Below are 25,360 nucleotides of genomic sequence, written 5' to 3'. Positions count from 1 at the left end.
GAAGAATTTTGTAAGTGGTATTGGAATATGGAGGTAAATATGGAGACAGTGGAAAAAATGGCTAAGCTGATTTATTATGCTATTGATGATAAGCTGGGTCAGGATATTGCTGTTTTAAATGTAGGAAAGGTTTCAAGCTTATGTGATTATTTTATTATAGCTTCTGGTTCATCTAGTAGACAGGTAAAGGCTATTGCTGATAGTGTTGAAGCTGCAATGACTGAGATTGGTGTTGAACCAAGAGGAAAAGAAGGTAGAGAAACTCAGAATTGGATTCTTTTGGATTATGGTGATATTATAGTTCATATTTTTGATGAAGAAAACAGAGGCTTCTATAATTTGGAGAAGCTATGGAAAGATGCACCATATGTAGAGCTATAGATTACTATCGTTTTTTTTTGAAGAACAGAGTTAGTATAATAGGCTACTGTGTTTTTGATAAAAATAATTTTTTAGATATATATTATAAAAAATAATAAAAAAATTGAAAATAGTATTGACTACAGAAATACTGTGTGATATCATTAGAAAATAATTTAAATAAATATGAATTATCTGAAAATTAAAGATGATTATTTTATATGGATCGGAGTAGTAGGTGTGAGGAAGTTTTTCAGAGAGTTATCGGTAGCTGTGAGATAACAATGGACTGCATTGAACTTGTCGATATAAAAACCATAGACCGTTGTTGGTTTAAAAGCTTACCGAGTGAGCTATCTAATGGATGGCTAATTAGGGTGGTACCGCGAGATAACTCGTCCCTAGACAATTATTGTTTAGGGTCGAGTTTTTTATTTGGATAATTATTTATTTGTTTTATAAAAATTGAGCAAAGTTAATATTTTGGAGGTAAAATATGAGTGTATATGATTTTAGAGAAATTGAGAAAAAATGGCAGACAAAATGGAAGGACAACAACCAATATGAGATGGATACAAGAGATGAAAGTAAGCCAAAGTACTATTGCTTGGAAATGTTTCCTTATCCATCAGGAAAAATTCATATGGGACATGTTAGAAACTACTCAATAGGTGATGTTGTTGCTAGATTTAAAAAAATGGAAGGCTATAACGTGCTTCATCCAATGGGATGGGATTCATTTGGACTACCTGCAGAAAATGCGGCTATAAAAAATGGAATTCATCCTCATATTTGGACTATGTCTAATATAGAAGAAATGAAAGAGCAGTTGAATGTACTTGGCTTAAGCTATGATTGGGGTAGAGAGGTAACGACATCGACACCTGAATACTACAAGTGGACTCAGAAAATATTCTTGGAATTCTATAAGGAAGGATTGGCATATAAAAAGAATTCTTTCGTTAACTGGTGTCCTTCATGTGAGACTGTTTTGGCAAATGAGCAGGTTGTTCAGGGATGCTGTGAAAGATGTGACTCACTAGTAGAGAAAAAAGAATTAGAGCAGTGGTATTTTAAAATTACTGATTTTGCTGAGGCTTTGTTGAAGGATTTGGATAAGCTTGATGGTTGGCCAGAAAAAGTTAAGCTGATGCAAAGAAACTGGATTGGAAAGAGCCATGGAGCAGCTATCGACTTTGAAATTAAGGATAGCGATGAAACAATTACTGTTTATACAACTAGACCTGATACCATATATGGAGCTACGTTTATGGTTGTAGCACCGGAATCTCCGCTTGCCAGAGAGCTGGTAAAGGGAACAGAATATGAGGGTATTTTGGATAATTTCCTAACAAAAATTCACTCTTTATCTTCAATAGAAAGAGAGTCTGCGAGTCTTGAAAAAGAAGGCGAATTTATTGGTAAGGTAGTGATAAATCCATTGACAGGAAAGGAAATCCCAATCTGGGTAGCAAACTATGTATTAGCTGACTATGGTACTGGAGCTGTAATGGGGGTACCTGCTCATGATGAAAGAGATAATGATTTTGCTGTTAAATATAATTTTGATATTATTCCGGTAATCGACGAAAATGATAAGATGATTAATTCTCAGGAATTTAATGGAATGACAAAGGAAGAAGCCTTCGATGGCATTATTGAAAAGCTTGAACGCGAAGGAAAAGGAAACAAAAAAACAAATTACAGATTGAGAGATTGGCTGATATCTAGACAGAGATATTGGGGTTGTCCAATACCTGTGGTATATTGTGATGATTGTGGAATAGTTCCAGTTGACGATGCTGATTTACCTGTGCTATTACCAACAGATGTTGAATTTACTGGAAGGGGAGAATCTCCACTTACAACCTCAGAGTCATTTAAGTCCTGCACTTGTCCTAAATGTGGAAAGCCAGCGAGAAGAGAAGTAGATACTATGGATACATTTGTCGATTCTTCTTGGTACTTTATGAGATATATTGACAATAAAAATGAGGAAAAGGCATTTGATTCAGAAATAGTGAACAAATGGATGCCTGTTGACCAGTATATTGGTGGTGTTGAACACGCAATTCTTCATTTGTTGTACGCAAGATGGTTTACAAAGGCATTTAAGAAAATGGGCTGGACTGTACACGATGAACCGTTCCAGAATTTACTTACTCAAGGTATGGTATTGATGGATGGAAGCAAAATGTCAAAATCAAAGGGTAATACAATATCTCCAATGGAAATAATAGAAAAATTTGGTGCTGATACTGCTAGATTGTTTATTTTATTTGCTGCACCACCTGAAAGAGATTTGGACTGGTCTGATGCAGGTGTAGAGGGTTGCTTTAAATTTATAAATAGAGTTTACAGAGTAGTAGATGAGTTGTCCTACTTGGCTGGAAAAGACGTTGAATTTGATGAATTAAATAAGCAGGATCAAGAGATGAGAGCCAAGACAAACTCAACAATGAAGAAGGTTACTGAGGATTTAAGTGTTAAATTTGGTTTTAATACGGCAATAGCATCATTGATGGAATTGGTCAACGAGCTATACAAGTATAAAGAGCTGGATGATAGAAATGAAGCAGTTTTAAAAGAAGCTCTTGAAGCCATTGTAGTTATAATTGCACCGTTTACGCCACATCTTGGTGAAGAGCTATGGACAATGATTGGTAAAGAGGGAAGCGTGTTTGATATTTCTTGGCCAAAATATGATGAATCAGCCATACAGCTGGATGAAATAGAAATAGTAGTTCAGGTAAATGGAAAGGTCAGAAGTAAAATAATGGTTCCTGTAGAAATTACCGAAGATGAAATGAAAGCAGCTGCACTTTCAGATGATAGAGTGAAGGAGTTTATTGAAGGTAAATCGATAGTAAAGATTGTTTCAATCCCTTCTAAATTGGTAAATATTGTTGTGAAGTAAAAATTTAAAAAATATATTGAAAGAGTATTGAAATATAGGAAAGACTATGTTAATATAGGTGTGTAGGATGCTTGGAAGCAATGAAGGTATCTTAGAAAAGCTAGGAAGTGTTTTCATGAACATATAGGCAAACTATATTGAAAAGAATATTTTATATATGATTATAAGGGTTATTGCTGATGCGATGCCCTTTTTCTTGTGAAAAAACACCTTTGTTTACCGTCAGTTAATTTTGGTGTAATTGTTATTTTGTAGGAGGATTTATAATGGATAATCAAAGGAAGAGAGAACTAAAGGGTGCGACACTTCTCATGCTCACTTCTATAATCTGGGGAGTTGCATTCGTATTTCAAAAAACAGGAATGGAACATATTGGACCATTTGCATTTAATTTTTTTAGGTGTGTAATATGTATTTTATTTTTATTTGCCATGAATTTTTTCTTTTCTCAAAGAGGTAGGAGGTCGACAGAATTAGTGGATGAGGAAAATAAGTATAAATGGTATAAAGACAAGCCACTTATAACTGGTGGTTTGATTACTGGAACAGCATTATTTCTAGCAATGAGCACACAGCAGATAGGGATGGTGAGCACAACAGCATCAAAGGCTGGCTTTATTACTACCATGTATATCGTATTGGTACCTATTATGGGAATGTTTTATGGGAGAAAAGTAAATGGCAAAATGTGGCTTTGCGTATTGATTGCCGCAGTTGGATTATATCTGTTGTCAATAAAGGAAGGATTTGTTATTGAAAAAGGTGATTTTTTTGTATTTCTTTCTGCCATTTTCTTTGGACTTCAGATTATTGCAATAGATTTATTTGCACCAAAGGCAGATGCGATTAAGCTTTCCATGATACAATTTATAACATCTGGAACACTTTCCCTTATAGCGATGCTATTTTTTGAAACAGTTACTGTTCAAGGTGTAATGTCAGCTGGTGTGGCAATATTTTATACTGGATTGTTTTCAAGTGGAATAGGGTTTACGTTGCAAATCGTGGCTCAAAAGAATTTGCAGCCAACTGTTTCATCTTTAATTATGAGTACCGAATCGGGGATATCAGTAATTGCCGGAGTTTTGATTTTAGGTGAAATGCTGACAAGAAGAGAGCTTTTGGGGTGCATAATAATGGCAGTTGCAGTTGTAGCAGCTCAAGTCAAGCTACCGAAAAAATCAAGCGAATCGGTAAAAGATTATTAGATTTTCAAAAATTATTTATGAAATATATTGACTCTTGGTAGTCGATTTAGTATAATATTTAGGTAATGCCGCACGGTAGAGGTAGCTGCACGCTTTTTGTAGTGCTTGGCACAAAATTTTACATATTGTAAATACCTGATCCGGCGAGTTTGAGAACAAGGAGGTGTATATATGTACGCTATAGTGAAAACTGGAGGAAAGCAGTATAAGGTTTCTGAAGGTGATGTTCTTTTTGTTGAAAAGCTAGAGGCTAACGAAGGTGATGTTATAACTTTAAACGAAGTATTAGCAGTTAATAACGGTGAGCTTAAGTTAGGTACTCCTGTAGTTGAAGGCGCATCTGTTCAGGCTAAGGTTTTGGAACAGGGTAAAGATAAGAAAATTATCGTTTATAAGTATAAGCCAAAAAAAGACTATAGAAGAAAGAACGGTCATCGTCAACTATATACTAAGCTAGTAGTTGAAAAGATTAACGCTTAATAAAATAATATGATAAAAGCAATCTTTTATTATGATGAAAAAGAGAGGATAATAGGCTTTGAGTTAAAAGGTCATGCAGGTTATGATGAATTTGGATATGACATTGTCTGTTCGGCTGTTACAAGCAATTCTGTTGCAGTTATTAACTCTCTAGATAGCCTATTGAAGGTCAGTCCCAAAAATATAGTAGCAGAGGACGGTAATATAATTCTTGAGTTGTTTGAGAAGGATATTGAAAAATCACAATTGCTATTGAGACATTTGAGACTTGCTTTAGAGGAAATTAGTAAAGAATATCCAAAAAATATAAAAATATTTGAGAAGTAGGGGGTGACTCCAGATGTTAAAAATGAATTTACAGCTTCTTGCATCTAAAAAAGGGGTAGGTTCTTCTAAGAACGGTAGAGATTCTATCTCAAAGAGACTTGGTGTAAAGAGATATGATGGTCAGGTTGTTACTGCTGGATCTATAATAGTTAGACAGAGAGGTACAAAGATTCATCCAGGAACTAATGTTGGTAAGGGTGGAGATGACACTTTATTTGCACTAATCGAAGGAAAAGTTAAATTTGAAAGATTGGACAAGAAGAGAAAGAAAGTAAGTATATATCCAGTAGAATTGGCTGAATAATACAATGATAGGGCTATCACTTTGATAGCTCTTATTTTTTGTAAATATTAATATTGTGAAGCTATAAAAAAATAGAGAAAAAAATCACGAAAAGTGGTAAAATAATAGATAATGGTATTTAGAAAGGAAACGGCATATGTTTGTAGACAAGGCGAAAATATTTGTCAAGGCTGGTAACGGAGGAAATGGCTCCGTTTCATTTAGGCGTGAAAAATATGTACCTGCAGGTGGACCAGATGGTGGTGACGGTGGTAGAGGCGGCAGTATCATTATTGAAGCTGATGGAGCACTGAGAACTCTTATGGACTTTAAATATAAAACAAAGTATTCTGCACAAAATGGTGAAGATGGTTCAAAGAAGAAAAGAGCTGGTAAAAACGGTGAGGATTTATTGTTAAGAGTGCCTGAAGGGACAATTATTAGAGATGAAAAAACAGGTTTGGTTATCGCTGATTTGAAAAATAGTGGTGACAGAGTTGTGATTGCAAAGGGTGGCTTTGGTGGAAAAGGAAATCAGCATTTTGCCAATGCTGTTAGGCAGGCTCCTGCATTTGCAAAGTCAGGAACTGATGGACAGGAAAGATGGATCGTGCTTGAATTGAAGATGATAGCAGATGTTGGATTATTAGGCTTCCCCAATGTCGGAAAATCAACTTTTCTTTCTATCGTTACCTCAGCGAAGCCAAAAATCGCAAACTACCATTTCACTACAATCACTCCCAATCTAGGAGTTGTAAAGACTAGACATGGTAAAAGTTTTGTAATGGCTGATATTCCTGGGATAATAGAGGGTGCAGCCGATGGAGTTGGACTTGGACACGATTTCTTGAGACACGTTGAAAGAACAAAAGTTCTTATTCATATAGTAGATATTTCAGGTATTGAAGGGCGAGATCCTATTGAGGATTTTGAAAAAATTAACTCGGAGCTTAAATTATATAATGAAAAATTGGCAACGAGACCACAAATTGTGGTTGCAAATAAATCAGATTTGCTTTTCGACGACAGTATTTATGCAGATTTTAAGAAAAAGCTAGAAGAGAAGGGCTACGAGGTATTCAAGATGTCTGCAGCGACTAGAGAAGGTGTTGATGAGGTTATAGATAAAGTTGTTCAGGTACTGGCAGAATCAAGTGAAATTGAGCTTGTATCTGAGGACGAAATATATAGACCAGAATATGATGTAAATGAAGATGAGGGATTGTTTATTGAAGTTGATGAAAATGGAGTCTATGTCATCAAGGGAAAGGAATTGAGGAGAATAATGTACTCGGTAAACTTTGATGACGTAGAGTCACTTCAGTACTTCCAAAATCAAATGGAGTCTCGTGGTGTATTCGATAAGCTGAGAGATATGGGGATTGAAGATGGTGATTCGGTCAAGATATACGAACTTGAGTTCGAATTTTATAATTAAATGTATTAATGGAGGTACAAAGTGTTAAAGGGAAAACAACGAGCGTATTTGAAGTCTTTGGCAAATGGGATGAAGCCGATTACTCAGATAGGAAAAGATGGTGTGAGTTCGGATTTTCTGGCGTCACTTGATGATATGCTGAGAGCTAGAGAGCTAGTAAAGGTTAATATACTTGAAAGCTCTGGCCTTGATACCAAAGAGTGTGCAAATTTTATATGTGAAAAATTGCGCTGTGAATTTGTTCAGGCAATAGGATCTAAATTTACTGTTTATAGAAAAAATATTGAAAATCCTAAAATAGTATTTCCTGGACATGGGCAGGCTGTTGCTAAGAACAAAAATACTATAGCCAAAAAGTTTGTGACAAAGAGAATGGGTAGATAGCAAAAGCTATAGAATATCTAATTGGTTTAGTATGATTTTATTATGTATTAATATTGCGTAGAGCTTTGACTATGCGCAGTATTAGTGTATAAAATTATTAATAATATTAATAATCAAAGAGAGGGTGGTATATCATGGAAAAAGTAACTTTGAAAGACATTCAAGAAGCTAGAGAGGTAATAAAGGATATCATTCTTGAAACCGATATTCTTGAGAACGTTAGATTGTCTGAAAAAACTGGTGCCAGAGTATTTTATAAGTGCGAAAACCTGCAGAGAACAGGTTCTTTTAAAGTGAGAGGTGCTTGCAATAAGATTGCGAGCTTGACTGAAGAAGAAAAATCACATGGCGTTATAGCATCAAGTGCCGGAAACCATGCTCAAGGTGTGGCATTGGGGGCGAAACAAGCTGGAATTAAAGCGACTATATGTATGCCTGCAAACGCTCCTATATCAAAGGTAGCAGCTACAAAGAGCTATGGAGCAAACGTCGTTTTAAACGGTAATGTATATGATGATGCATTGGCAAAGGCTAAGGAGCTACAAGCTGAAACAGGTGCAACATTTTTGGATCCATTTAACGATAAATACGTAATTGCAGGACAAGGAACAATAGGTCTCGAAATATTCGAGCAGAGAAACGGAGAGGTAGATACTGTTATAGTACCAATCGGCGGAGGTGGTATTATAGCTGGTGTTGCAACAGCGTTAAAGGGATTGAATCCAGATATCAAAATTATTGGTGTTCAGACAGCAAATATTCCTTCAATGAAGGTATCATTTGGAGCAGGGAAGGTAACCTCAGCATTCAACGATATAACTATTGCAGATGGTATTGCAGTAAAGACTCCTGGAGATTTGACATTTGATATTATTTCAAAGAACGTGGATCAGATTATAACAGTTACAGAAGAGGAGATAGCAGAGGCCATTTTGTTTATGATGGAAAATCAGAAATTGGTATCTGAAGGTGCTGGTGCAGTGAGTACTGCTGCTTTGATTTCTGGTAAATACGTTCCAAAGAAAGGGGAAAATATCGTTTGCGTTGTTTCTGGTGGCAATATTGACATAAACACTCTTTATAGAATAATAAGTGTTGCATTGAAAAAACAAGGAAGAAGGATAAGCTTTATTGCCGAAATACCTGATGTGCCAGGCTCGTTGTCTAAATTGGTTTCAATAATAGCAAATAATGGAGCTAATATATTGAATATTTCTCAGGAAAAACTGGCAGAGGGAAAATTTGTTAAAAAACAAATAGTTGAAGCAACAATAGAAACAATAGATTTCGACCAAATTAATAGAATTAAATCAGATTTTATAGAGAACGGAATAAAAGTAGAATTTATATAAAAAAAACATATTTTTATTGTATTGATAATTAAAAAAGTGTTATAATTATTGTGAAAGATAAAGTGATTTTTAGGAGGAAAAATTTATGTCAGAGGTTATTTTCACAGATAAGGCTCCAGCTGCTGTTGGACCATATTCACAGGCAATAAAGGCAGGTAATGTAGTATATTGTTCTGGACAGATTCCATTAGTTCCAGAAACTGGCGCATTAGTTGAAGGTGATATAAAGGCTCAAGCTGAGCAGTCATTAAAGAACGTTAAGGCTGTGGTTACTGAAGCTGGTGCTGACTTAACTAATATAGTTAAAACTACTGTTTACTTGGTAGATATGGCGGATTTTGGTGCTGTGAACGAAGTTTATTCTGATTTCTTTGGTGATCACAAGCCAGCAAGATCTTGTGTTGCGGTTAAAGAATTACCAAAGGGAGCAAAGGTTGAAGTTGAGGTATTAGTTGTACTGTAGCTTATCATTAAATAGCGTAAGCTTTATTATTTGTGTTTTGGAATTTAATGATTTTTATAGGAGCTCTAGAAGTAAAGAGACTATTATTTTCTATGAAATATATCATGGAATTTAGTAGTCTTTTTTGTTGACAAAAGTATATTTTTGATGGTATACTTATCAAGTAATGAAGGGGAGTAGCACTATACAATTATTGTATATCTGTTAGTCGTCAGTACAGCGAAAGCTCGGTTAATGGACAAGGATAGCCTTGATAGCAAGACCTTCAGAATAAACCTTGATGTGGGTTTATTTTGAAGGTCTTGCTATTGAGGCTTTTTATTATTATTTTAAAATTTTTTGGAGGAACAAAGCAAAATGAATTCTATTAAAGACAAAAAGTATTATTTGATGGATTCAGATTCAGTTGTAGAAATATTTAACTCAAATATTTCTGGTCTGTCAAGTGATGAAGCTAAAAAAAGGCAAGAAAAATTCGGTAAAAACGAATTGAGGGAAAAAGAATCAGATCCTACTTGGAAAATATTCATGGAAAGCTTTAAGGATCCGATGGTGATAATCTTGATTGTAGCAGCTGTTATACAAATAATAACGGGATCTGTGATGGAATCGCTTATTATTTTCTTGGTGCTTATATTAAATGCTGTCCTGGGAACTATTCAGACTAAAAAGGCGGAATCATCCATCAACAGTCTTAAGCAGATGTCTGTACCTAGTGCAAAGGTAATAAGAGATGGTGAAAAGATGACGATTTCTTCAAAAGAAATTGTACCTGGTGACATTGTATTGCTTGAAGCAGGTGATTATGTTCCATCGGATGGTAGGTTATTAGAGGCTGAATCATTAAAGATAGTTGAAGGTATGCTGACAGGTGAATCCGAGCCGACTGAAAAATTTATTCATGAGCTTAATGAAGATTGTACGGTTGGTGATAGGGGCAATATGGTGTATTCAACATCAATGGTGGTAAATGGAAGAGCAAGGTACGTGTGTACGGAAATTGGTATGGCTACAGAAATAGGTAAAATTGCTGATCTTCTTGAAAATACAGATATGAAGCAAACTCCACTGCAATCAAATATTGAAAGCTTTTCAAAAAGGCTAGGAGTTGCAATAGTAGTGATTTCTTTGTTGATATTTGCGATACAGGTATTTAGAGCATTGACTCATCCAACTGGTCAGGATATAAAGGCAGTAGTGTTAAATTCATTTATGTTTGCTGTTGCAATTGCAGTTGCAGCAATTCCAGAGGCACTATCCTCAATCGTTACGATAGTGTTGTCTGTTGGAACAAAAACTATGTCGAATAAGAACTCTATAATAAGGAAGCTGCCAGCTGTCGAAACTTTGGGATCTACATCGGTTATCTGTACTGATAAAACAGGAACTCTTACGATGAACAAAATGACAGCAGTAAAATATTTTACATATGATGGAAGTACTCTTATTTCTAGAGATGTTGAAAATAAAACTGCTCTTAAGGATATAAATTTTGAGAAATTTACCTCTGAAATGATGCTAAATTATGCAGCTGCACTATGTAATGATTCGACCGTCAGTGAAGATGGGCTAGAAATTGGTGATCCAACTGAGGTTGCGCTGACAGTATTTTCAGATAAAATGGGTTACACAACAAATAGAGTGAGAAATACATTTGCTAGAATACAGGAGATACCTTTTGATTCTGATAGAAAACTGATGTCTACAGCTCATAAAATAAATGGTAAAAATATTATGTTCACCAAAGGTGCTCCAGATATAGTTTTATCTAGAAGCGTAAAAGCATTGATGGGTGAAAGAGTTGTTGACATGAGTCCTGAAATATTTGAAGCTATAAAAAATCAAAATGAAGAATACTCAAAAAATGCACTTAGGGTATTGGCTTTTGGATATAAGGAATTCAACGATGAAATATTAGACGTCGATTTTGAAGGTAATTTTGTATTTATCGGATTGATTGCTATGATAGATCCACCAAGAAAAGAAGTTATATATGCAGTTTCAAAAGCTAAAAATGCTGGAATAAAACCGATAATGATAACAGGGGATCACAAAACTACTGCAGTCGCTATCGGTAAAGAAATTGGAATATTTGAGGATGGAGATTTATCTTTCACAGGTCAAGAGCTGGATGACTTGTCTGATGAAGAATTAGATAAGAATCTTGAAAAAATCAGCGTATATGCAAGAGTATCTCCACAAAATAAGATTAGAATTGTGGGTGCATGGCAGAAGAAAAATAAAGTGACTGCAATGACGGGTGATGGAGTAAATGATGCTCCAGCGTTGAAAAATGCAGATATTGGTATTGCTATGGGAAGTGGTACTGAGGTTGCAAAAGACGCATCTGCAATGGTGTTGGTTGACGATAACTTTGCAAGTATTGTGGATGCAGTTGAAGTTGGTAGAACTGTATATAGCAACATCAAGAAATCAATTACATATTTGTTTTCAGGGAACTTGGGGGCGATAATATCGATATTGTTTGCAGTATTTGCCGATTGGTCAAATCCTTATACAGCTCTGCAGTTGATATTTATTAATATGGTCAATGACTCATTACCTGCAATAGCATTGGGTATGGAGAGTGTTGAAAAAGGAGTGATGAACAGACCTCCAAGAGATAAAAAAGAAGGACTTTTGGGCGGAGGAACTTTGCAGGCGATACTTTCCAGAGGCGTATTTGTAGGTGTTGCAGCAATTTTTGCTCAGTTTATAGGTATGAAAGTATCTCCAGAGATGGGCGTGGCAATGGCATTTACAACATTGCTGTTATCTAGAACTTTTCAAACCTTTGCCTGTAGATCTGATTTTAATACTTTTTTTAGTATTGGTTTTTTCACTAACAAGTATGTATTGATGGCAGTGTTAGTTTGTTTGGTGTTACTTGGAGTGGTATTACTTCCATCAGTCAGACCGATATTTATGATACCAGCAGAATTTTCTATGATAAATTTATTGACCTCATTAGGACTAGCATTGGCTTCAGTTGTGTGTATGGAAGCTGTGAAGATAATAAGAAAAAATAGTTAATAAAATAATAGATAATAAAAATAAATAAAAATTATTCTCAATTATATATTGACAAATTGGATGAAATATTTTATTATATTAACAAGGATGATAATCATTATCATCCTTGTTATTTTAGAAAAATAGTCTCAGGTAAGACAATCATTATTTGGGACTTGGGAGATAATTTGCTAGTGTTTTAAGGGGGAATGATTATGGGTCTATTAGTTATTGGTGGACATGAAAGAATGGAAAAAGATTACTATAAAATGGCGAAGAATATGGGATTTAAACCAAAGATATATACTACTATGTCCAGTCAAGTAAAAAATTCGATTGGAAGTCCTGATGCTATTATAATAATGACTTCTACAGTTTCACATAAGCTGACAAAAATTGTTGAAAACCAAGCGAAAAAGATGAATATTCCAATTTTTAGACACAAGAATAGTAGTAAGGTGGCTTTTTCGGAATGTCTCAACGAAATAAATGTTTGTTTGGGCAATTGTGAAAATTGTAAAAGATGCAAGAATAATTAATATAAAAATGTGGTTAAGCTAGTTTAACCAAAGAAGTGGTAGCAAAATTTGTAATAATACAAATATGCTACCGCTTCTATTTTGTGTCAATATTTTTAGTAATTATTTGTCCGAGGTTTATTTTATTATTTGTCCGAGTTGCTATCCTCAGTATTAATTGCATCAGAATTATTATCGGATGAATTATTATCGGCGTCTTTTAATTTATTTGCTTTGGTGTCATTTTTATCTTTTCTTGTACCTAGTCTTGCAAGTATCGCATCTTTTAGTATTCCGATTATTAATATTAGGAATAGGAGAATTACAATTACAGGTACACCAATAATTATGTATTTTGAAGGAATTATTCTTACCTTCGATGAGATTTCATTGTCCAAAAACTTATAAAAATGACTTTTTTCAAATGTAGAAAAGCCACCTCCGAATGTATTTGTGAAGAATAGTCTTATTTCCTTAAGGATTCCCCAAATACCATGGGCTGAATTTTCTATTTCAGATTTCACTGTCTTTCCACTGTTGACTACTTTGTTTACGATTCCAGCTTCATTTTTCTTATCAGCATTAGATTTATTTGAATTAGTTTTTGAAGATTTATCATTTGATGATGAATCGGAAGCTGAGGTATCATTTGTGGAATCTGAGTTGTCCTTACTAGAATTTTTATTTTCATCGTTTAGGAAAGGTATTTTTGATTTGATGATATCCCAATATGAATTAACATCATTTTCAGCAATCAAGGCTATGCTGGAAACCATATTGGTTTTTTGATAAATATTCATTGTTCCAATTACATCCCCCTTTTTAACAGGTAAATCAAGCTTGTCAAAGTCAAACTTTTTTGTGTAATCGCTTGTATTTATTTTTTCATTTATATCCTGCGTAACACTAAAGCTATTTGCAGGCGAAAACTTAACCTTGCTAGGCGAAGCAAATTTGATGTTTTTTTCGCCGATTAAATCTTTTTTATCAAATATTGTGATTGTTTTGAAGTTGTCGAACCCATAATCCAATAGTGTCCTGGAATCATGATATAAATTTCCAGATGGAGCGAAAAATACCGATGAGATCATTCTTATTCCAGCTTTTTCACCGGTTGAAACCAAACAATTCCCAGCATCGTCAGTATAGCCTGTCTTTATTCCATCGACGATGTCGTATTTTATAGGTGTTTGTTTTCCCTTATAGTCCATATAATCTGTTGAGGTCAAAAATTTATTACTATTTATCAGTGTTCGTTCAACCTTACAGGTGTTGCTTACCTTGAATTTTACAGCTTTCTTTGCGACTATGCTTTTTATCAGATTATCTCCGTAAGCTACTCTTGATAAAATTGTCATGTCCTTTGCAGTTGTGTAGTGGTTTTCGTCCGGCAAGCCATGAGGATTGTTGAAATGTGTTTTTTTTGCTCCATATTTCTTTGCTTCCTCATTCATAAAATCTATGAATTTTTCAGGCTTTCCGCCACCAAAATGCTTTGCCAAAACATAGGCAACATCATTAGAGGAGTGTATTAACAATGATTCAAGGAGTTCATTTACAGTGAATTTTTCTCCGTTTTCAAGATACATGCTTGAACCGTCTACCTCTGGCATATCTTTTATTTCTATTTGTTCATTTAGGTCTTTTGTCTTTTCTATAACGCAAAATGCAGTCCATATTTTTGTTGTAGATGCAGGATAAATCTTATTATCAGAATTTTTTTCGTATAAAATTTTTCCAGAATCATAATCCATCAGGACCACGTATTTTGCTTTTAGATTGTCAAATTCTTTGATCTCGGCAAAAGATAAAATCGTTGATGTCGAAAATAACGTTATCGTTGACACCAGTATAATCAATTTTGAAGCTATTTTTTTCATATAAATAATCAGATAATTTGATATCTGCTCCTTTCCAAGAAAAATAATAAATAGTTTAATTTCGTACTATATTTTCAAAAAATAAATTTAAATATTAGTTCAATACAGTACTACTTTCTAGTATACCATAAAGCTTGAAAAAAATTCCACAAGAATAATTAAAAATCATTTCTTTGTGTCTATAATATTAATAATACAAAAAAGAGGTGTGGTTTACTATGGAAAGATACAAAAAAATGATTAAAGATAAGATTGTAGAAATAGGTGTGAAAAAAGTTGTTTTGACTGGTCTAATATTGACAATAGTGTTGATAAAGATAATTTTTCCACAACTAAATTCGGTTTTTGGGAACAGATATTTGATTGAAGGGCATGGGGTCAATTCATCAAATGAAAGCCATGATGAAGCTTTGAGATTTGAAGGTCAAAGCGACAGTTCTCAGAATGATATTGTTAAAAAAGAGAATAGCAGTAAGACATTAGACAAAGATATTACAGTTTATATTACAGGGGCAATCTCAAATCCAGGTGTAATATCCTTAAAAATGGGCAGTAGGTTAGACGATGCAGTGAAAAAGTTGGGGGGCTTATCAAAGGATGCGGATTATAATAAGATAAACCTAGCGATGATATTAGAGGATGGGCAACACTATGTTATTCCGATTGTAGGGGAGCAGGAAAGCAATCAGCAGTCTGTCGTGCCGGGAAATGTCGGTGGGGAAAACCATAATTTTGAAAGAGATTCTGGGAGTTCTTTACAGAAAAATAATGATAATACGAGTAGTTTAAAGGTAAACATAAATACTGCAGCTCCAGAAGAGCTAGAAAAAATACCAGGAGTTGGACCGGCGACATCACAAAAAATAATAGACTATAGAGAAAAACTGGGCAAATTTGAAAAAATCGAGGATATAAAAAAAGTAAGTGGAATTGGTGATAAAAAATTTGAAAATATGAAAGAATATATAGGAGTGAATTAGAAATTTAAAATAATTGGATTGTTATTATCGATATGGTATAATTAAAGTAATTATTACGATTTATTAATGGGAGGATATAGTATGCTTTTCTTAGATAGAGACGATATAAAAAATGTTTTTGATATGAGGGATGCAATTGAGGCTGATAAGATTGCTTATTCTGTTTTTAGTGATGGTAAGGGTGAATCACCTTTGAGGATTAATTTTGAATCCAAATCAGAGAAGGGTAATATTTTATTTATGCCTGGATATGTTGGAGATTTGGGTGTTGCTGGATTGAAGGCTGTCTCAGTGTTTCCAAATAATGATAAGCATGGACTTCCTTCTATTTCTGGAACAGTAATGCTGGTCGATGATAAAACTGGTATATTGAAAGCTATATTGGACGGAACCTATGTAACAGAATTGAGAACAGGTGCTTCAACAGGTGCTGCAATAAGTCTTTTTGGTAGAAAAGGGTCGAAAATAGCTTGTTTGTTTGGTACAGGTGGACAGGCAGAGTCGCAGTTTGATGCAATTTTATCAGCTTGTGATACGATTGAAGAAATTAGGGTATATAGTAGAAACAAGAATAATAGAGTGAAGTTTGTAGACAAAATGATTAAAAAATATGGAACTGATTTGATAAAAATAGTTGCTGTTAGCGACAGAGAAAGTGCTTTGGATGGTGCGGATATAATTGTTCTAGCTACTACTTCGGAGGTTCCTGTAATCGATGGTGATTTAATTAAAAAAGGAGCCTTGATAAGTGGGATTGGTTCATATACGCCAGCCATGCATGAAATAGATGAAAAGACATTATTGAAGGCTGACAAAATATATTTCGACTCAAAGGATGCAGTTTTGTCGGAGGCAGGCTGTTTTATTACGCCTTTAAAAAACGGAATAATTTCTGAAGATAGATTTACAGGAGATATTGGCGATTTTATAAATGGAAAGCTAATCGGAAGAGAAAATGATGATGAAATAATAGTTTTCAAATCTGTAGGAATAAGTGTTCAAGATTTGGTGACAGGAGAATTAATCTATAAAAGGGCTGTGGAAAAAGGTGTTGGAAAGCAAGTATAGTTTATTAATAGTTGAGTTTTGAGGGGATATTGTCATTTGATATTGTCCCCTTTCTAGTTAATTTAAAGGTATTGTCATTGATAAAAATTGAGATTACTGTCATTGATAATAATTTATAATTATAAAATATAATAATTTTTAGAAATAATATTAGAGAATTGAAATAATATTAGAAAATAGAAGCGATAAAGGAGAAAAAATGGCAAAAGAGATATTGAAATTGACAGATATGACAAGTGCTGGTGGTTGAGCAGCTAAGATAGGACCAGAAGAGCTGGCTTCAGTTCTTTCGAAATTACCCCAAAATACTAGTGATAAAATGAAAAACCTAATAGTTGGATTAGACACTGCTGATGATGCGGCAGTATACAAGCTGACAGATGATATTGCACTGATACAGACTCTGGATTTCTTTACACCGATGGTAGATGATCCATATATGTTTGGTCAAATCGCAGCAGCTAATGCATTGTCAGATGTGTATGCAATGGGTGGTGAGCCAACTGTTGCAATGAATATAGTCTGCTTTCCAGCCTGTCATGATATGGAGATTTTAGGTGAAATACTTAGAGGAGGGGCGGATAAAGTGAATGAAAGTGGGTGCTTATTAGTCGGTGGACACACTGTTGATGACAAGGAGCCAAAATACGGGTTATCGGTATCGGGAGTTGTTCATCCAGATAAGGTGCTTGCTAATTCTACTTCAAAAGCTGGCGATAAGTTGATATTGACAAAACCATTGGGTGTAGGTATTATGAATACAGCCATGAAGCCTGGCTTGGTGGATAGTAGGATTGCAGATTATGTGACTACTGTGATGTCACATCTTAACAAGTATGCTGCAATGAGCTTTAAAAAGTTTCCAGTAAATGCTGCTACAGATATTACGGGCTTTGGAATGCTTGGGCACACATTGGAGGTTGCGAAGGCATCAAATGTAACAATAAGGCTAGACTCAAAGGCTATTCCAATCATGGATCAGGCATTAGATTTTGCAAGAATGGGAATTATTCCAGAGGGTGCTTACAAAAATATGGGATATGTACAGGATGATGTAATCATATCAGAAAATATAGAGGAGGCTCTTTCGGATATTTTACATGATCCTCAAACGTCTGGTGGATTGCTAGTGTCATTGCCTGCTAAATATGCAGAGGATATGTGCAAGGATATGCTAGAAAATGGATCAATTTGTGCAGAAATAGTGGGAGAGGTAGTAGAAAAAGAAGATAAATTTGTAATAGTTTATTAGATTATAGAAAATTAAACATTGGAGAATAAGTGATGAGCGAAAGTAAAACAAAGAATAAGAGAAGTTTATTTGCAAAATTACCTTCAGTTGACGAGATATTAAATGAGAAAAAGATTGAAGAAGTGTTTGCTAAAATACCTAGAAGTACAGTGGTTGACTCTGTTAGAGAAGCAATTGAGTATTACAGAAAAAAAATTATTTCACTTGATGATAGGATTGTGGAGAATTTTGAACTAAGTAATGAGGATGTGGTCAATAGAGCTATATTCCTTTCTAATAAGTCGTTTGAGCTTTCATTAAAGAAAGTGATAAATGCAACAGGTATAGTTGTCCATACAAATTTAGGTAGATCCTTGTTGAGTGAATCGATAAAGGATGAGCTGTGGGATATAGCTTCCAGATATTCAAATCTAGAATATGATATTGAGAAAGGTGCAAGAGGATCGAGATATTCGCATTTGGCAGATATGATAAAAAAGATTACAGGTGCAGAGGCTGTGTTGGTTGTTAATAACAATGCTGCTGCAGTATTATTGGTGCTAAGTACACTTGCAAAAGGTGGAGAAGCAATTGTTTCAAGAGGCGAGTTGGTTGAAGTTGGTGGAGCGTTCAGAATTCCGAGCATTATGGCGCTTAGTGGTTCAAAATTGATAGAGGTTGGATCTACAAACAAAACACATTACTCAGACTATGAGGATGCCATAAATGAAAATACAAAGGTATTGATGAAGGTTCATACGAGTAACTATAGAATAGTCGGTTTTTCTGAGAGTGTGTCATTAGAAGAAATGAGAGAAATGGGTGATAAATACAATATTCCTGTTGTTGAAGACCTGGGAAGCGGAGTTTTTGTAGATTTGTCAAAGTATGGTATGACTTACGAGCCAACAGTAAATGATTCTTTAAAAAGGGGTGTAGATATTGTAAGCTTTAGTGGTGACAAAATGCTAGGAGGTCCTCAGGCTGGTATTATTGTCGGTAAGAAGAAATACATCGAAAAAATGAAGAAAAATCAGCTTACAAGAGCATTGAGAGTTGATAAAATGACAATTGCAGCATTAGAGGCAACACTGCGCCTCTATCTTGATGAAGAAAGAGCTGTGAAGGAAATACCTACATTGAGAATGCTGACATATACAATAGACGAGATTGAAGAAAAAGCAAAAAAGCTATATAATCAAATTAGAACAAGGCTTGAAAACTCAAACTGTGGATTGTCTGAACGACTTGAATTATATATTGAAAAATGTGTTGGTCAGGTTGGTGGTGGATCTATGCCTACTGAGGAATTGGATTCATTTGCAGTGGTCATAAAAACAAAAGCTATGAGCTTAAATAAATTTGAGGAGGCTCTAAGATTGTCAAAATCTCATATTATCGCAAGGGTTTATGATGAAAAATATGTGTTGGATTGCAGAACTATTTTTGAATCTCAATTTGAAGATATAGCAAAAGAAATTGAAAATATATTACTGGAAAAATAGGGAGGATATATGAAGCATATTGTTGTTGGTACTGCTGGTCATATAGATCATGGTAAGACCAGTCTAATCATGGCATTGACTGGAAGAGAAACAGATACGTTGGAAGAAGAGAAAAAAAGAGGAATATCGATCAATCTGGGATTTACGTATTTTGATCTTCCTAGTGGAAAAAGAGTTGGAATAGTTGATGTTCCAGGGCATGAAAAATTCATAAAAAATATGTTGGCAGGTGCCTCTGGTTTGGATATGGTTGTTTTGGTTGTCGCAGCAGATGAAGGAATGATGCCGCAGACGATAGAGCATATTGATATTCTTTCGTACTTAAAAATAAAAAAAGGTCTTGTAGTTATGACAAAATGTGATATGGTCGATGATGAGATGCTGGAGCTGGCTGAAGATGATATAAAGGAGGGGCTAAAAGGTACCTTTCTTGATGGAGTAGAGGTGTTGAGGGTAGATTCTCTTTCAAAAAGGGGGATTCCAGAATTAATAGAAAAGCTTGATGAGATGAGTGAAGAAGTTGAAGAAAAAAATACAACGCTTCCTCCTCGTTTAAATATCGATAGGGTATTTTCAATAAAAGGATTTGGAACAGTTGTAACTGGGACTATTATTGAAGGTATAATAAAGGTTAATGATGAGCTTGAAATTTACCCTAGTCGCAAAAAGGTTGTAGTAAGAAATATCCAAGTTCATAGTGAGAATGTAGATTTAGCTTATGCAGGTCAGAGAACGGCAATCAATCTTTCTAGTGTAAGGGTAAACGACATCGAAAGAGGAGATATTCTTGCGGCATCTGATTCAATGCTGGAATCAATGATGCTTGATGTGAAAATTAAATTGTTGAATCACGAAGGATGCAAGCTTGAAAATTGGGATAGATTAAAGCTTTATCACGGAACAAAAGAAATTTTGTGTAGGGCGGTACCATTGGAAAATGAAAATATGAAGGCTGGAGATGAAGGCTTCGTCCAATTGAGACTTGAAGAAAGGATTGTTTGTAAAAAGATGGATCCGTTTGTTATAAGGACTTATTCGCCAATGGACACAATTGGTGGAGGCGTTATAGTGGATGTATCTAATGTAAAGCATAGCATCAACAAGGATATAAAAAAAATATTAGAGGATTTGAGAATTAAGGAATCTGGAGATGAAAAGCTTATTTTGGACATATATTTGAAAAACAATTCTTATAAATTCCCCAAAACTCAGGATATGATGGCATATGTTGGCGTTGATAAAGCGAGAATTGAGAATTTGTTAAGTGAATTGAGTTCAGAAAATAAGACTGTAGAAATTAACGGCAAAATAGTTCATGAGGAATACTACAGATTACTTAAGAGTAAGCTTCTAAGAATTTTGAAAAAATATCATGAGGAAAATAATCTTAGAGTAGGTATGCCAAAGCAAGAAGCAGGCACAAAGGTAGAATCAAGCTTTAAAATTAAGGATATTGATTCATTTTTGGATCTGGTACAGGCTGATGGTCAAATAAAGATAATTGATAATACAGTTTCTCTGTTTGATTTCAAGGTTGAGTTGAATGAAGAGGAAATTTCAATAAAAAATCAGATTTTATCAGAATTAAATAAAAATGGATACGAAGATATATCTACAATTGAAGATATTTGCAAAAATGACAAAAAGAAAAAAAGCGTGCTTGATTCCATGATAGGTGCTGAGCTCGAGCTTTTGGATGATGAAAATATTATTGCTACAGAGCTGTATGAGAAAGCCAAGAAAAAACTGATTGACTATATTAATAAAAATGGTGAAATAAGCCTTGGTGAATTTAGAGATATGATGAATTCTAGCAGAAAGATTAGTATGCTTATATTAGAAAGCTTTGATAAGAAGAAAATTACTAAAAGAGTAGAGAATAAGAGAATACTCTATTAGTAGGAAAGTACGTAAAATAATTTATTAATCGATATTAATCGTAAAAAACATCTATAGTGGTTATAAAAAGTGACCCTAGCGATTCGTTATACTATCGCCAAGGGTCACTTTACTTGAATGTCAAGTCAATATTAATTATTTTTTCTGACCATCTTTTAAGAATCTAATTTTTTCAATATGCATTGTTTCTAGTATGTTGTCTGTTTCATGATATACTGGTATGTTCATCTTTGGAGCAACTCCCATTACAGTGTTTGTGCAGTCAGTACAGTTAGAAATGATAACTGTCTGAGCACCAGCTTTCTTAAGGTTAAGCATCTTTTCAGCCTGCCCTGGACAATGTCCTGGATTTTCGCATTTCAAAACTCCACCTTTTCCTTCAATGGCCTGCTTACATTTCTGAACACCTACAACCTCAGCACCCATGTAACCAGCGATTTCTCTTAATCTATCTTCGTTACCACCACATGCACATACTAGAATACCCATTTTTCTAGTATCCTTTGGATATGGTTTTGTAACCAATATACCACCAGTAGCTTTAACTATTGGCGCATCAAGAGAAGTGCTCTTTCCTGTGAAAGGTCCACCCATTATTATTTCACCGTAATTGTCATATTTAAACAATCCACCTGCTCTATTGATTAAATCTCCAACTTTTGTACCTATTGGAACGTTTCTAAAAACTTCAATTTGATTTGCAGTATTTAAGTAACCTGCAACAGTCAAATTCTTTTCGATTAGTGGTTTTAATTCATCAACAGCATCAGCTATTGCACACATAGTTTCTGAATTTATTACAACAGCATTTGCAGCAGAAGGCAGCTTATCTGTTTCAAGAACTATACCAAGACATTCTCTTACTACTGCTCTTTCTTCTCCCATTGGGTAAAGGTCAGGCATTGCTTTGACAGTAATTCTCTTGTCTCCATCGGCTTCTACGACTTTTTGCATTGCCAATATTTCTTTTTCATGTACTTCCTTTAATGCGAAAACACCATGCGCAGCATTACATGCTTCCATACATAGCTTCATACCTCTCAAAAGCTTTTCAGGCTCAGCAAGTAGCTGCTCCATATTATGGGAAAGTATAGGTTCACATTCTGCAGCATTACATAGTACATATCCTGTTCCACCTAAATCAGTTCCTAGCTTAACATGAGTAGGGAATCCAGCACCACCAAGACCAACTATACCTGCATTTTTAACAGTTTCAGCTATTGTTGCTCCCTTTTCAATCTTCACATAATCCTCAGATTGAGCTTCATTTGCTTCAATTACTATTTCATCTTCTGTGATTTCAGTAACTTTACCATCTACACTTGCATGCAAATACGCTCCAAGACCTTCAAAATCAGCAACTAGCTGGCCTCTTTTTACTTCGTCTCCAACCTTAACAACTGGAGTATTCTTTGCACCAATATTTTGCTTTAATAATAGATGAATAAAATTTGACATAGTCATGCCCTCCTAAAAATATTTTTTTGAAATTTTTAAATTAATAATACAGTATGTTGTTGTATATATGTTTTGTTTGTTGTATATTTTATATTTTCAAAAAAGCATTTTTGTTTGCTGATAGGCATATTATAGCATTACATTGAGAAAAATTAAAGTAAAAATAGGAAAGTTAAAATATTAATAATAAAAATTCTGCTTATTTATGCGCAATTTTGTCTTTATATACTAGATTAAACAAGATGATTGTTCAAAGATACAAGTCAATTTGTTCGACAAAAGATTACCTGAGTACCAATTTTATATATATTTTGATATAATGTAATAAATATATTATTGGTGAAAGGTGAGGATTGGATTGTTTGATTTACCATTGGTAATAAATGAAGAAATAGACAAAAATCATGATATTTTGCTGGATAAATTTAAATCGTTATTGAATATAACTCAACAAATAAATGAGGGTATTTCGATGATTGATGTAAATGGAGTGGTCATTTTATGGAATTCCTTTATGGAGGAGAGATACAATATTCCTGCTTCCGAGATGCTGGGAAGAAAGATGAGCGACTTTTTGGAAGATACAATATCCGAGAGAGTGTTGAATACAAAGGTTGCTATGAGTGATGTATATTATAGTCAAAAGCATGATTTTGAAGATCAGGAGCTATATGGATATGTGTACGCAAATCCAGTTTATTACGAAGATGAATTTGTTGGGGTTATATGTACAGAGGTTGACATAATAGATGCCAATGAATTATCAAAAGAGCTAGAAGCTACGAGAGAAAAAATCAAATTCTTAGAAAATGAAGTGAAATCACTATCAATGAATAATTTTGACAAGATACTAGGTAAGAATAGGGCTATTGTGAAGGCAAAAAATATTGCCAAGCAGGTTGCCAAAACAAATAGCTCAATATTGATTATGGGTGAAGGTGGTACTGGAAAGGAAGTATTTGCTAGGGCAATTCATAAGTATAGTGAGCGAAAAGGTACATTTGTTCCTGTTAATTGTGGTGCTATTCCCCCTGAATTGTTTGAAAGTGAGTTTTTTGGTATAGCACCGGGAGCTATTCGTGGTGGGGTAAAGGCAGGCAAAAGTGGAATATTTGAATTGGCAAATGGAGGGACGGTATTTTTGGATGAAGTAAGCGAGCTACCGTTAAATTTGCAGGTTAAGCTTTTGAGAACTATGAGAGAAAAAAAAATCAGAAGGATAGGCGGAACAGAAGAAATAACTATTAATGTAAGAATAATATCCGCCACAAATAAGGATCTTGCTCAAATGGTTGAAGAAGAAGCGTTCAGAGAGGATTTGTACTATAATTTAGATGTAGTAGAAATAAATCTGCCTCCTTTGAGAGAAAGAAAGGAAGATATAGGCTTATTAATTTACTATTTTCTCGAAAGGCAATGTAAGGAAAACAATAAGCCTTTTTTAAAAATTAGCAAGGATGCTTTCAAGGTGCTTGAGCGTCACGAGTGGAAGGGGAATATTAGAGAATTAAAGAGTACGGTGGAAAATATGGTTGTCTTGACATCTAAAAAGACTCTTGATATTGACGATATTCCGAATTATATTCTTGATTCCGTAAACAAAAACAAACAGATGGAAATTTATCCGATGGATCTGAATGAAGCAATTAAACGCTTGGAGATTAATAAGATTATAGAGGCACTAGAAATTTCAAAGGGAAACAAGAGTAAGGCTGCCAAAATACTTAATATTCCTAGAACTACACTATATTATAAAATAGATGCTTATAATATAGAATAATTTATTTGAGTTTTTTTAATATGAAAATAACTATACTTGAGATTAGATATATGAATATTCTTATAGATATTTATGATTGCTTGTAGTAGTTATTATGATTGCTTGTAATAGCTATAAAGAAATTTTATAACAACTATAAAATACTTTTTGTGGAAATTATTGTTAAAAACAACAAAATGTGTAAATATTTTCAACAAAAGATGCTCTAAAAAAAGAAAAATGAAAATAAATTAAAAATTTAAGTGAATTTGTGAAAAAAATATATAAATATTAGTTAATACAAAAAAAAACAAACTTAGTTTAGTTAAGAAAGAAAAATGAACAAAAATAGAAAAAAATATCAAAAAAAAGGTTAGAAAAACTAACTAAAAAATGTCGGTTTATTGACATATGTTCAAAAACTGTACATAATATTTTTTAAGTAAAAATAACAAATAAAAACTATATAATCATTGATAAAGCTGCGTATATGAATTGATGATTATTAAAATACAAATAGAAAACAAAAAATAGTGTCGGAAAACAGTCAATTTTAGTGTTTTCGATATTAACTATAGAAAAAATCTATTTATTATTTATGTATTTATTGCTATAATAAAAATATAAATTAAAATACATAAAAATCCTTGGTGATTTTTCGTATATTATTTAATAATATGTTTTGTTGTTGGTTTTGAATATTTTATATAAAGAAAGGTATTTGCAGAAATACAGAGTAGAATTTAGTAGTGCTGCCATTTTGATTGGTGTAATAAATCATTATTAAATTAACAACGAATTAAATTGTTTAATTGTTAGAATGATGGGTATATACCTT

General features: G+C 33.9%; 20 protein-coding genes and 1 other annotated feature. Of the genes, 18 read left to right on the top strand and 2 right to left on the bottom strand.

Translation table 11 applies throughout. From position 1 onward, the window contains the following. The first annotated feature begins 39 nt into the window (after positions 1 to 39). The 12 genes from rsfS (at position 40) to BM120_RS04845 (ending at position 12,763) form a co-directional block, all read left to right on the top strand. Positions 40 to 381 carry a ribosome silencing factor gene (gene rsfS / locus BM120_RS04900; protein WP_091993755.1) on the top strand — a complete coding sequence of 114 codons (342 nt, stop codon included), beginning with the start codon at positions 40 to 42 and terminating at the stop codon, positions 379 to 381. A gap of 191 nt (positions 382 to 572) precedes the next feature. Beyond that, positions 573 to 766 (top strand) — a binding site (T-box leader). Positions 767 to 856: 90 nt separating this feature from the next. Beyond that, positions 857 to 3,277, top strand: coding sequence for a leucine--tRNA ligase (gene leuS, locus BM120_RS04895; RefSeq protein WP_091993753.1), 2,421 nt, complete (start codon positions 857 to 859; stop codon positions 3,275 to 3,277). Between the two features lie 266 nt (positions 3,278 to 3,543). Further along, positions 3,544 to 4,485, top strand: a complete 942-nt coding sequence (locus tag BM120_RS04890) for a DMT family transporter (RefSeq protein WP_091993752.1) — start codon at positions 3,544 to 3,546, stop codon at positions 4,483 to 4,485. A gap of 171 nt (positions 4,486 to 4,656) precedes the next feature. Next, positions 4,657 to 4,965: a 50S ribosomal protein L21 gene (gene rplU, locus BM120_RS04885; protein WP_091993750.1), complete on the top strand. Its 309-nt coding sequence runs from the start codon at positions 4,657 to 4,659 to the stop codon at positions 4,963 to 4,965. A gap of 9 nt (positions 4,966 to 4,974) precedes the next feature. Further along, a complete protein-coding gene (locus BM120_RS04880) occupies positions 4,975 to 5,292 on the top strand; it encodes a ribosomal-processing cysteine protease Prp (protein WP_091993749.1) in 318 nt (105 codons plus the stop codon). 13 nt (positions 5,293 to 5,305) lie between these two features. Beyond that, entirely contained in the window at positions 5,306 to 5,596 is a 291-nt protein-coding gene (rpmA, locus tag BM120_RS04875; protein WP_091993747.1) for a 50S ribosomal protein L27, read from the top strand. Positions 5,597 to 5,732: 136 nt separating this feature from the next. Next, the gene (gene obgE, locus BM120_RS04870) at positions 5,733 to 7,013 is read left to right on the top strand and encodes a GTPase ObgE (RefSeq protein ID WP_091993745.1); all 1,281 of its coding nucleotides are present in this window, start codon (positions 5,733 to 5,735) and stop codon (positions 7,011 to 7,013) included. 21 nt (positions 7,014 to 7,034) lie between these two features. Next, positions 7,035 to 7,397 (top strand): YhbY family RNA-binding protein, encoded by a 363-nt coding sequence (locus tag BM120_RS04865; RefSeq protein ID WP_091993743.1) that lies wholly within the window; start codon positions 7,035 to 7,037, stop codon positions 7,395 to 7,397. A 134-nt stretch (positions 7,398 to 7,531) separates the two neighbouring features. Next, positions 7,532 to 8,749 carry a threonine ammonia-lyase gene (gene ilvA / locus BM120_RS04860; protein ID WP_091993742.1) on the top strand — a complete coding sequence of 406 codons (1,218 nt, stop codon included), beginning with the start codon at positions 7,532 to 7,534 and terminating at the stop codon, positions 8,747 to 8,749. A gap of 85 nt (positions 8,750 to 8,834) precedes the next feature. Next, positions 8,835 to 9,212 carry a RidA family protein gene (locus BM120_RS04855; RefSeq protein ID WP_091993740.1) on the top strand — a complete coding sequence of 126 codons (378 nt, stop codon included), beginning with the start codon at positions 8,835 to 8,837 and terminating at the stop codon, positions 9,210 to 9,212. A 357-nt stretch (positions 9,213 to 9,569) separates the two neighbouring features. Next, positions 9,570 to 12,245: a cation-translocating P-type ATPase gene (locus BM120_RS04850; RefSeq protein WP_091993739.1), complete on the top strand. Its 2,676-nt coding sequence runs from the start codon at positions 9,570 to 9,572 to the stop codon at positions 12,243 to 12,245. A gap of 194 nt (positions 12,246 to 12,439) precedes the next feature. Beyond that, positions 12,440 to 12,763: a DUF2325 domain-containing protein gene (locus tag BM120_RS04845; RefSeq protein ID WP_091993737.1), complete on the top strand. Its 324-nt coding sequence runs from the start codon at positions 12,440 to 12,442 to the stop codon at positions 12,761 to 12,763. Between the two features lie 125 nt (positions 12,764 to 12,888). Here the strand turns inward: BM120_RS04845 and BM120_RS04840 are convergent, their stop codons facing one another. After that, positions 12,889 to 14,622, bottom strand: a complete 1,734-nt coding sequence (locus BM120_RS04840; RefSeq protein ID WP_242941563.1) for a D-alanyl-D-alanine carboxypeptidase family protein — start codon at positions 14,620 to 14,622, stop codon at positions 12,889 to 12,891. 218 nt (positions 14,623 to 14,840) lie between these two features. Between BM120_RS04840 and BM120_RS04835 the strand changes: the two genes are divergently transcribed. From BM120_RS04835 to selB, 5 genes are all read left to right on the top strand, one after another. After that, entirely contained in the window at positions 14,841 to 15,602 is a 762-nt protein-coding gene (locus BM120_RS04835) for a helix-hairpin-helix domain-containing protein (RefSeq protein WP_091993734.1), read from the top strand. A gap of 81 nt (positions 15,603 to 15,683) precedes the next feature. Beyond that, positions 15,684 to 16,670, top strand: a complete 987-nt coding sequence (locus BM120_RS04830; RefSeq protein WP_091993733.1) for an ornithine cyclodeaminase family protein — start codon at positions 15,684 to 15,686, stop codon at positions 16,668 to 16,670. Between the two features lie 199 nt (positions 16,671 to 16,869). Further along, positions 16,870 to 17,922, top strand: a complete 1,053-nt coding sequence (gene selD, locus BM120_RS04825; protein ID WP_091993731.1) for a selenide, water dikinase SelD — start codon at positions 16,870 to 16,872, stop codon at positions 17,920 to 17,922. Between the two features lie 32 nt (positions 17,923 to 17,954). Next, positions 17,955 to 19,406 (top strand): L-seryl-tRNA(Sec) selenium transferase, encoded by a 1,452-nt coding sequence (selA, locus tag BM120_RS04820; protein WP_091993729.1) that lies wholly within the window; start codon positions 17,955 to 17,957, stop codon positions 19,404 to 19,406. 9 nt (positions 19,407 to 19,415) lie between these two features. Continuing rightward, positions 19,416 to 21,305 (top strand): selenocysteine-specific translation elongation factor, encoded by a 1,890-nt coding sequence (gene selB / locus BM120_RS04815; protein WP_091993727.1) that lies wholly within the window; start codon positions 19,416 to 19,418, stop codon positions 21,303 to 21,305. 135 nt (positions 21,306 to 21,440) lie between these two features. Here the strand turns inward: selB and prdC are convergent, their stop codons facing one another. Then, a complete protein-coding gene (gene prdC / locus BM120_RS04810) occupies positions 21,441 to 22,763 on the bottom strand; it encodes a proline reductase-associated electron transfer protein PrdC (RefSeq protein WP_091993725.1) in 1,323 nt (440 codons plus the stop codon). 358 nt (positions 22,764 to 23,121) lie between these two features. Between prdC and BM120_RS04805 the strand changes: the two genes are divergently transcribed. Next, complete coding sequence (locus tag BM120_RS04805) at positions 23,122 to 24,543, top strand: sigma 54-interacting transcriptional regulator (RefSeq protein WP_278335329.1); 1,422 nt, start codon at positions 23,122 to 23,124, stop codon at positions 24,541 to 24,543. The last annotated feature ends 817 nt before the right edge of the window (positions 24,544 to 25,360 follow it).

Source organism: Peptostreptococcus sp. D1 (genome assembly GCF_900112955.1).
In the GTDB taxonomy this organism is placed as follows: domain Bacteria; phylum Bacillota; class Clostridia; order Peptostreptococcales; family Peptostreptococcaceae; genus Peptostreptococcus.
This window is presented reverse-complemented; position numbering and strand designations above follow the sequence as displayed.

Coding starts and splice junctions, on each gene's coding strand:
- selB (WP_091993727.1), top strand. CDS start 19,416: ATGAAGCATATTGTTGTTGGTACTGCTGGTCATATAGATCATGGTAAG.
- obgE (WP_091993745.1), top strand. CDS start 5,733: ATGTTTGTAGACAAGGCGAAAATATTTGTCAAGGCTGGTAACGGAGGA.
- BM120_RS04830 (WP_091993733.1), top strand. CDS start 15,684: ATGCTTTTCTTAGATAGAGACGATATAAAAAATGTTTTTGATATGAGG.
- prdC (WP_091993725.1), bottom strand. CDS start 22,763: ATGTCAAATTTTATTCATCTATTATTAAAGCAAAATATTGGTGCAAAG.
- BM120_RS04835 (WP_091993734.1), top strand. CDS start 14,841: ATGGAAAGATACAAAAAAATGATTAAAGATAAGATTGTAGAAATAGGT.
- BM120_RS04850 (WP_091993739.1), top strand. CDS start 9,570: ATGAATTCTATTAAAGACAAAAAGTATTATTTGATGGATTCAGATTCA.
- leuS (WP_091993753.1), top strand. CDS start 857: ATGAGTGTATATGATTTTAGAGAAATTGAGAAAAAATGGCAGACAAAA.
- BM120_RS04855 (WP_091993740.1), top strand. CDS start 8,835: ATGTCAGAGGTTATTTTCACAGATAAGGCTCCAGCTGCTGTTGGACCA.
- BM120_RS04890 (WP_091993752.1), top strand. CDS start 3,544: ATGGATAATCAAAGGAAGAGAGAACTAAAGGGTGCGACACTTCTCATG.
- rplU (WP_091993750.1), top strand. CDS start 4,657: ATGTACGCTATAGTGAAAACTGGAGGAAAGCAGTATAAGGTTTCTGAA.
- BM120_RS04840 (WP_242941563.1), bottom strand. CDS start 14,622: ATGAAAAAAATAGCTTCAAAATTGATTATACTGGTGTCAACGATAACG.
- BM120_RS04880 (WP_091993749.1), top strand. CDS start 4,975: ATGATAAAAGCAATCTTTTATTATGATGAAAAAGAGAGGATAATAGGC.
- ilvA (WP_091993742.1), top strand. CDS start 7,532: ATGGAAAAAGTAACTTTGAAAGACATTCAAGAAGCTAGAGAGGTAATA.
- BM120_RS04845 (WP_091993737.1), top strand. CDS start 12,440: ATGGGTCTATTAGTTATTGGTGGACATGAAAGAATGGAAAAAGATTAC.
- rsfS (WP_091993755.1), top strand. CDS start 40: ATGGAGACAGTGGAAAAAATGGCTAAGCTGATTTATTATGCTATTGAT.
- selA (WP_091993729.1), top strand. CDS start 17,955: ATGAGCGAAAGTAAAACAAAGAATAAGAGAAGTTTATTTGCAAAATTA.
- rpmA (WP_091993747.1), top strand. CDS start 5,306: ATGTTAAAAATGAATTTACAGCTTCTTGCATCTAAAAAAGGGGTAGGT.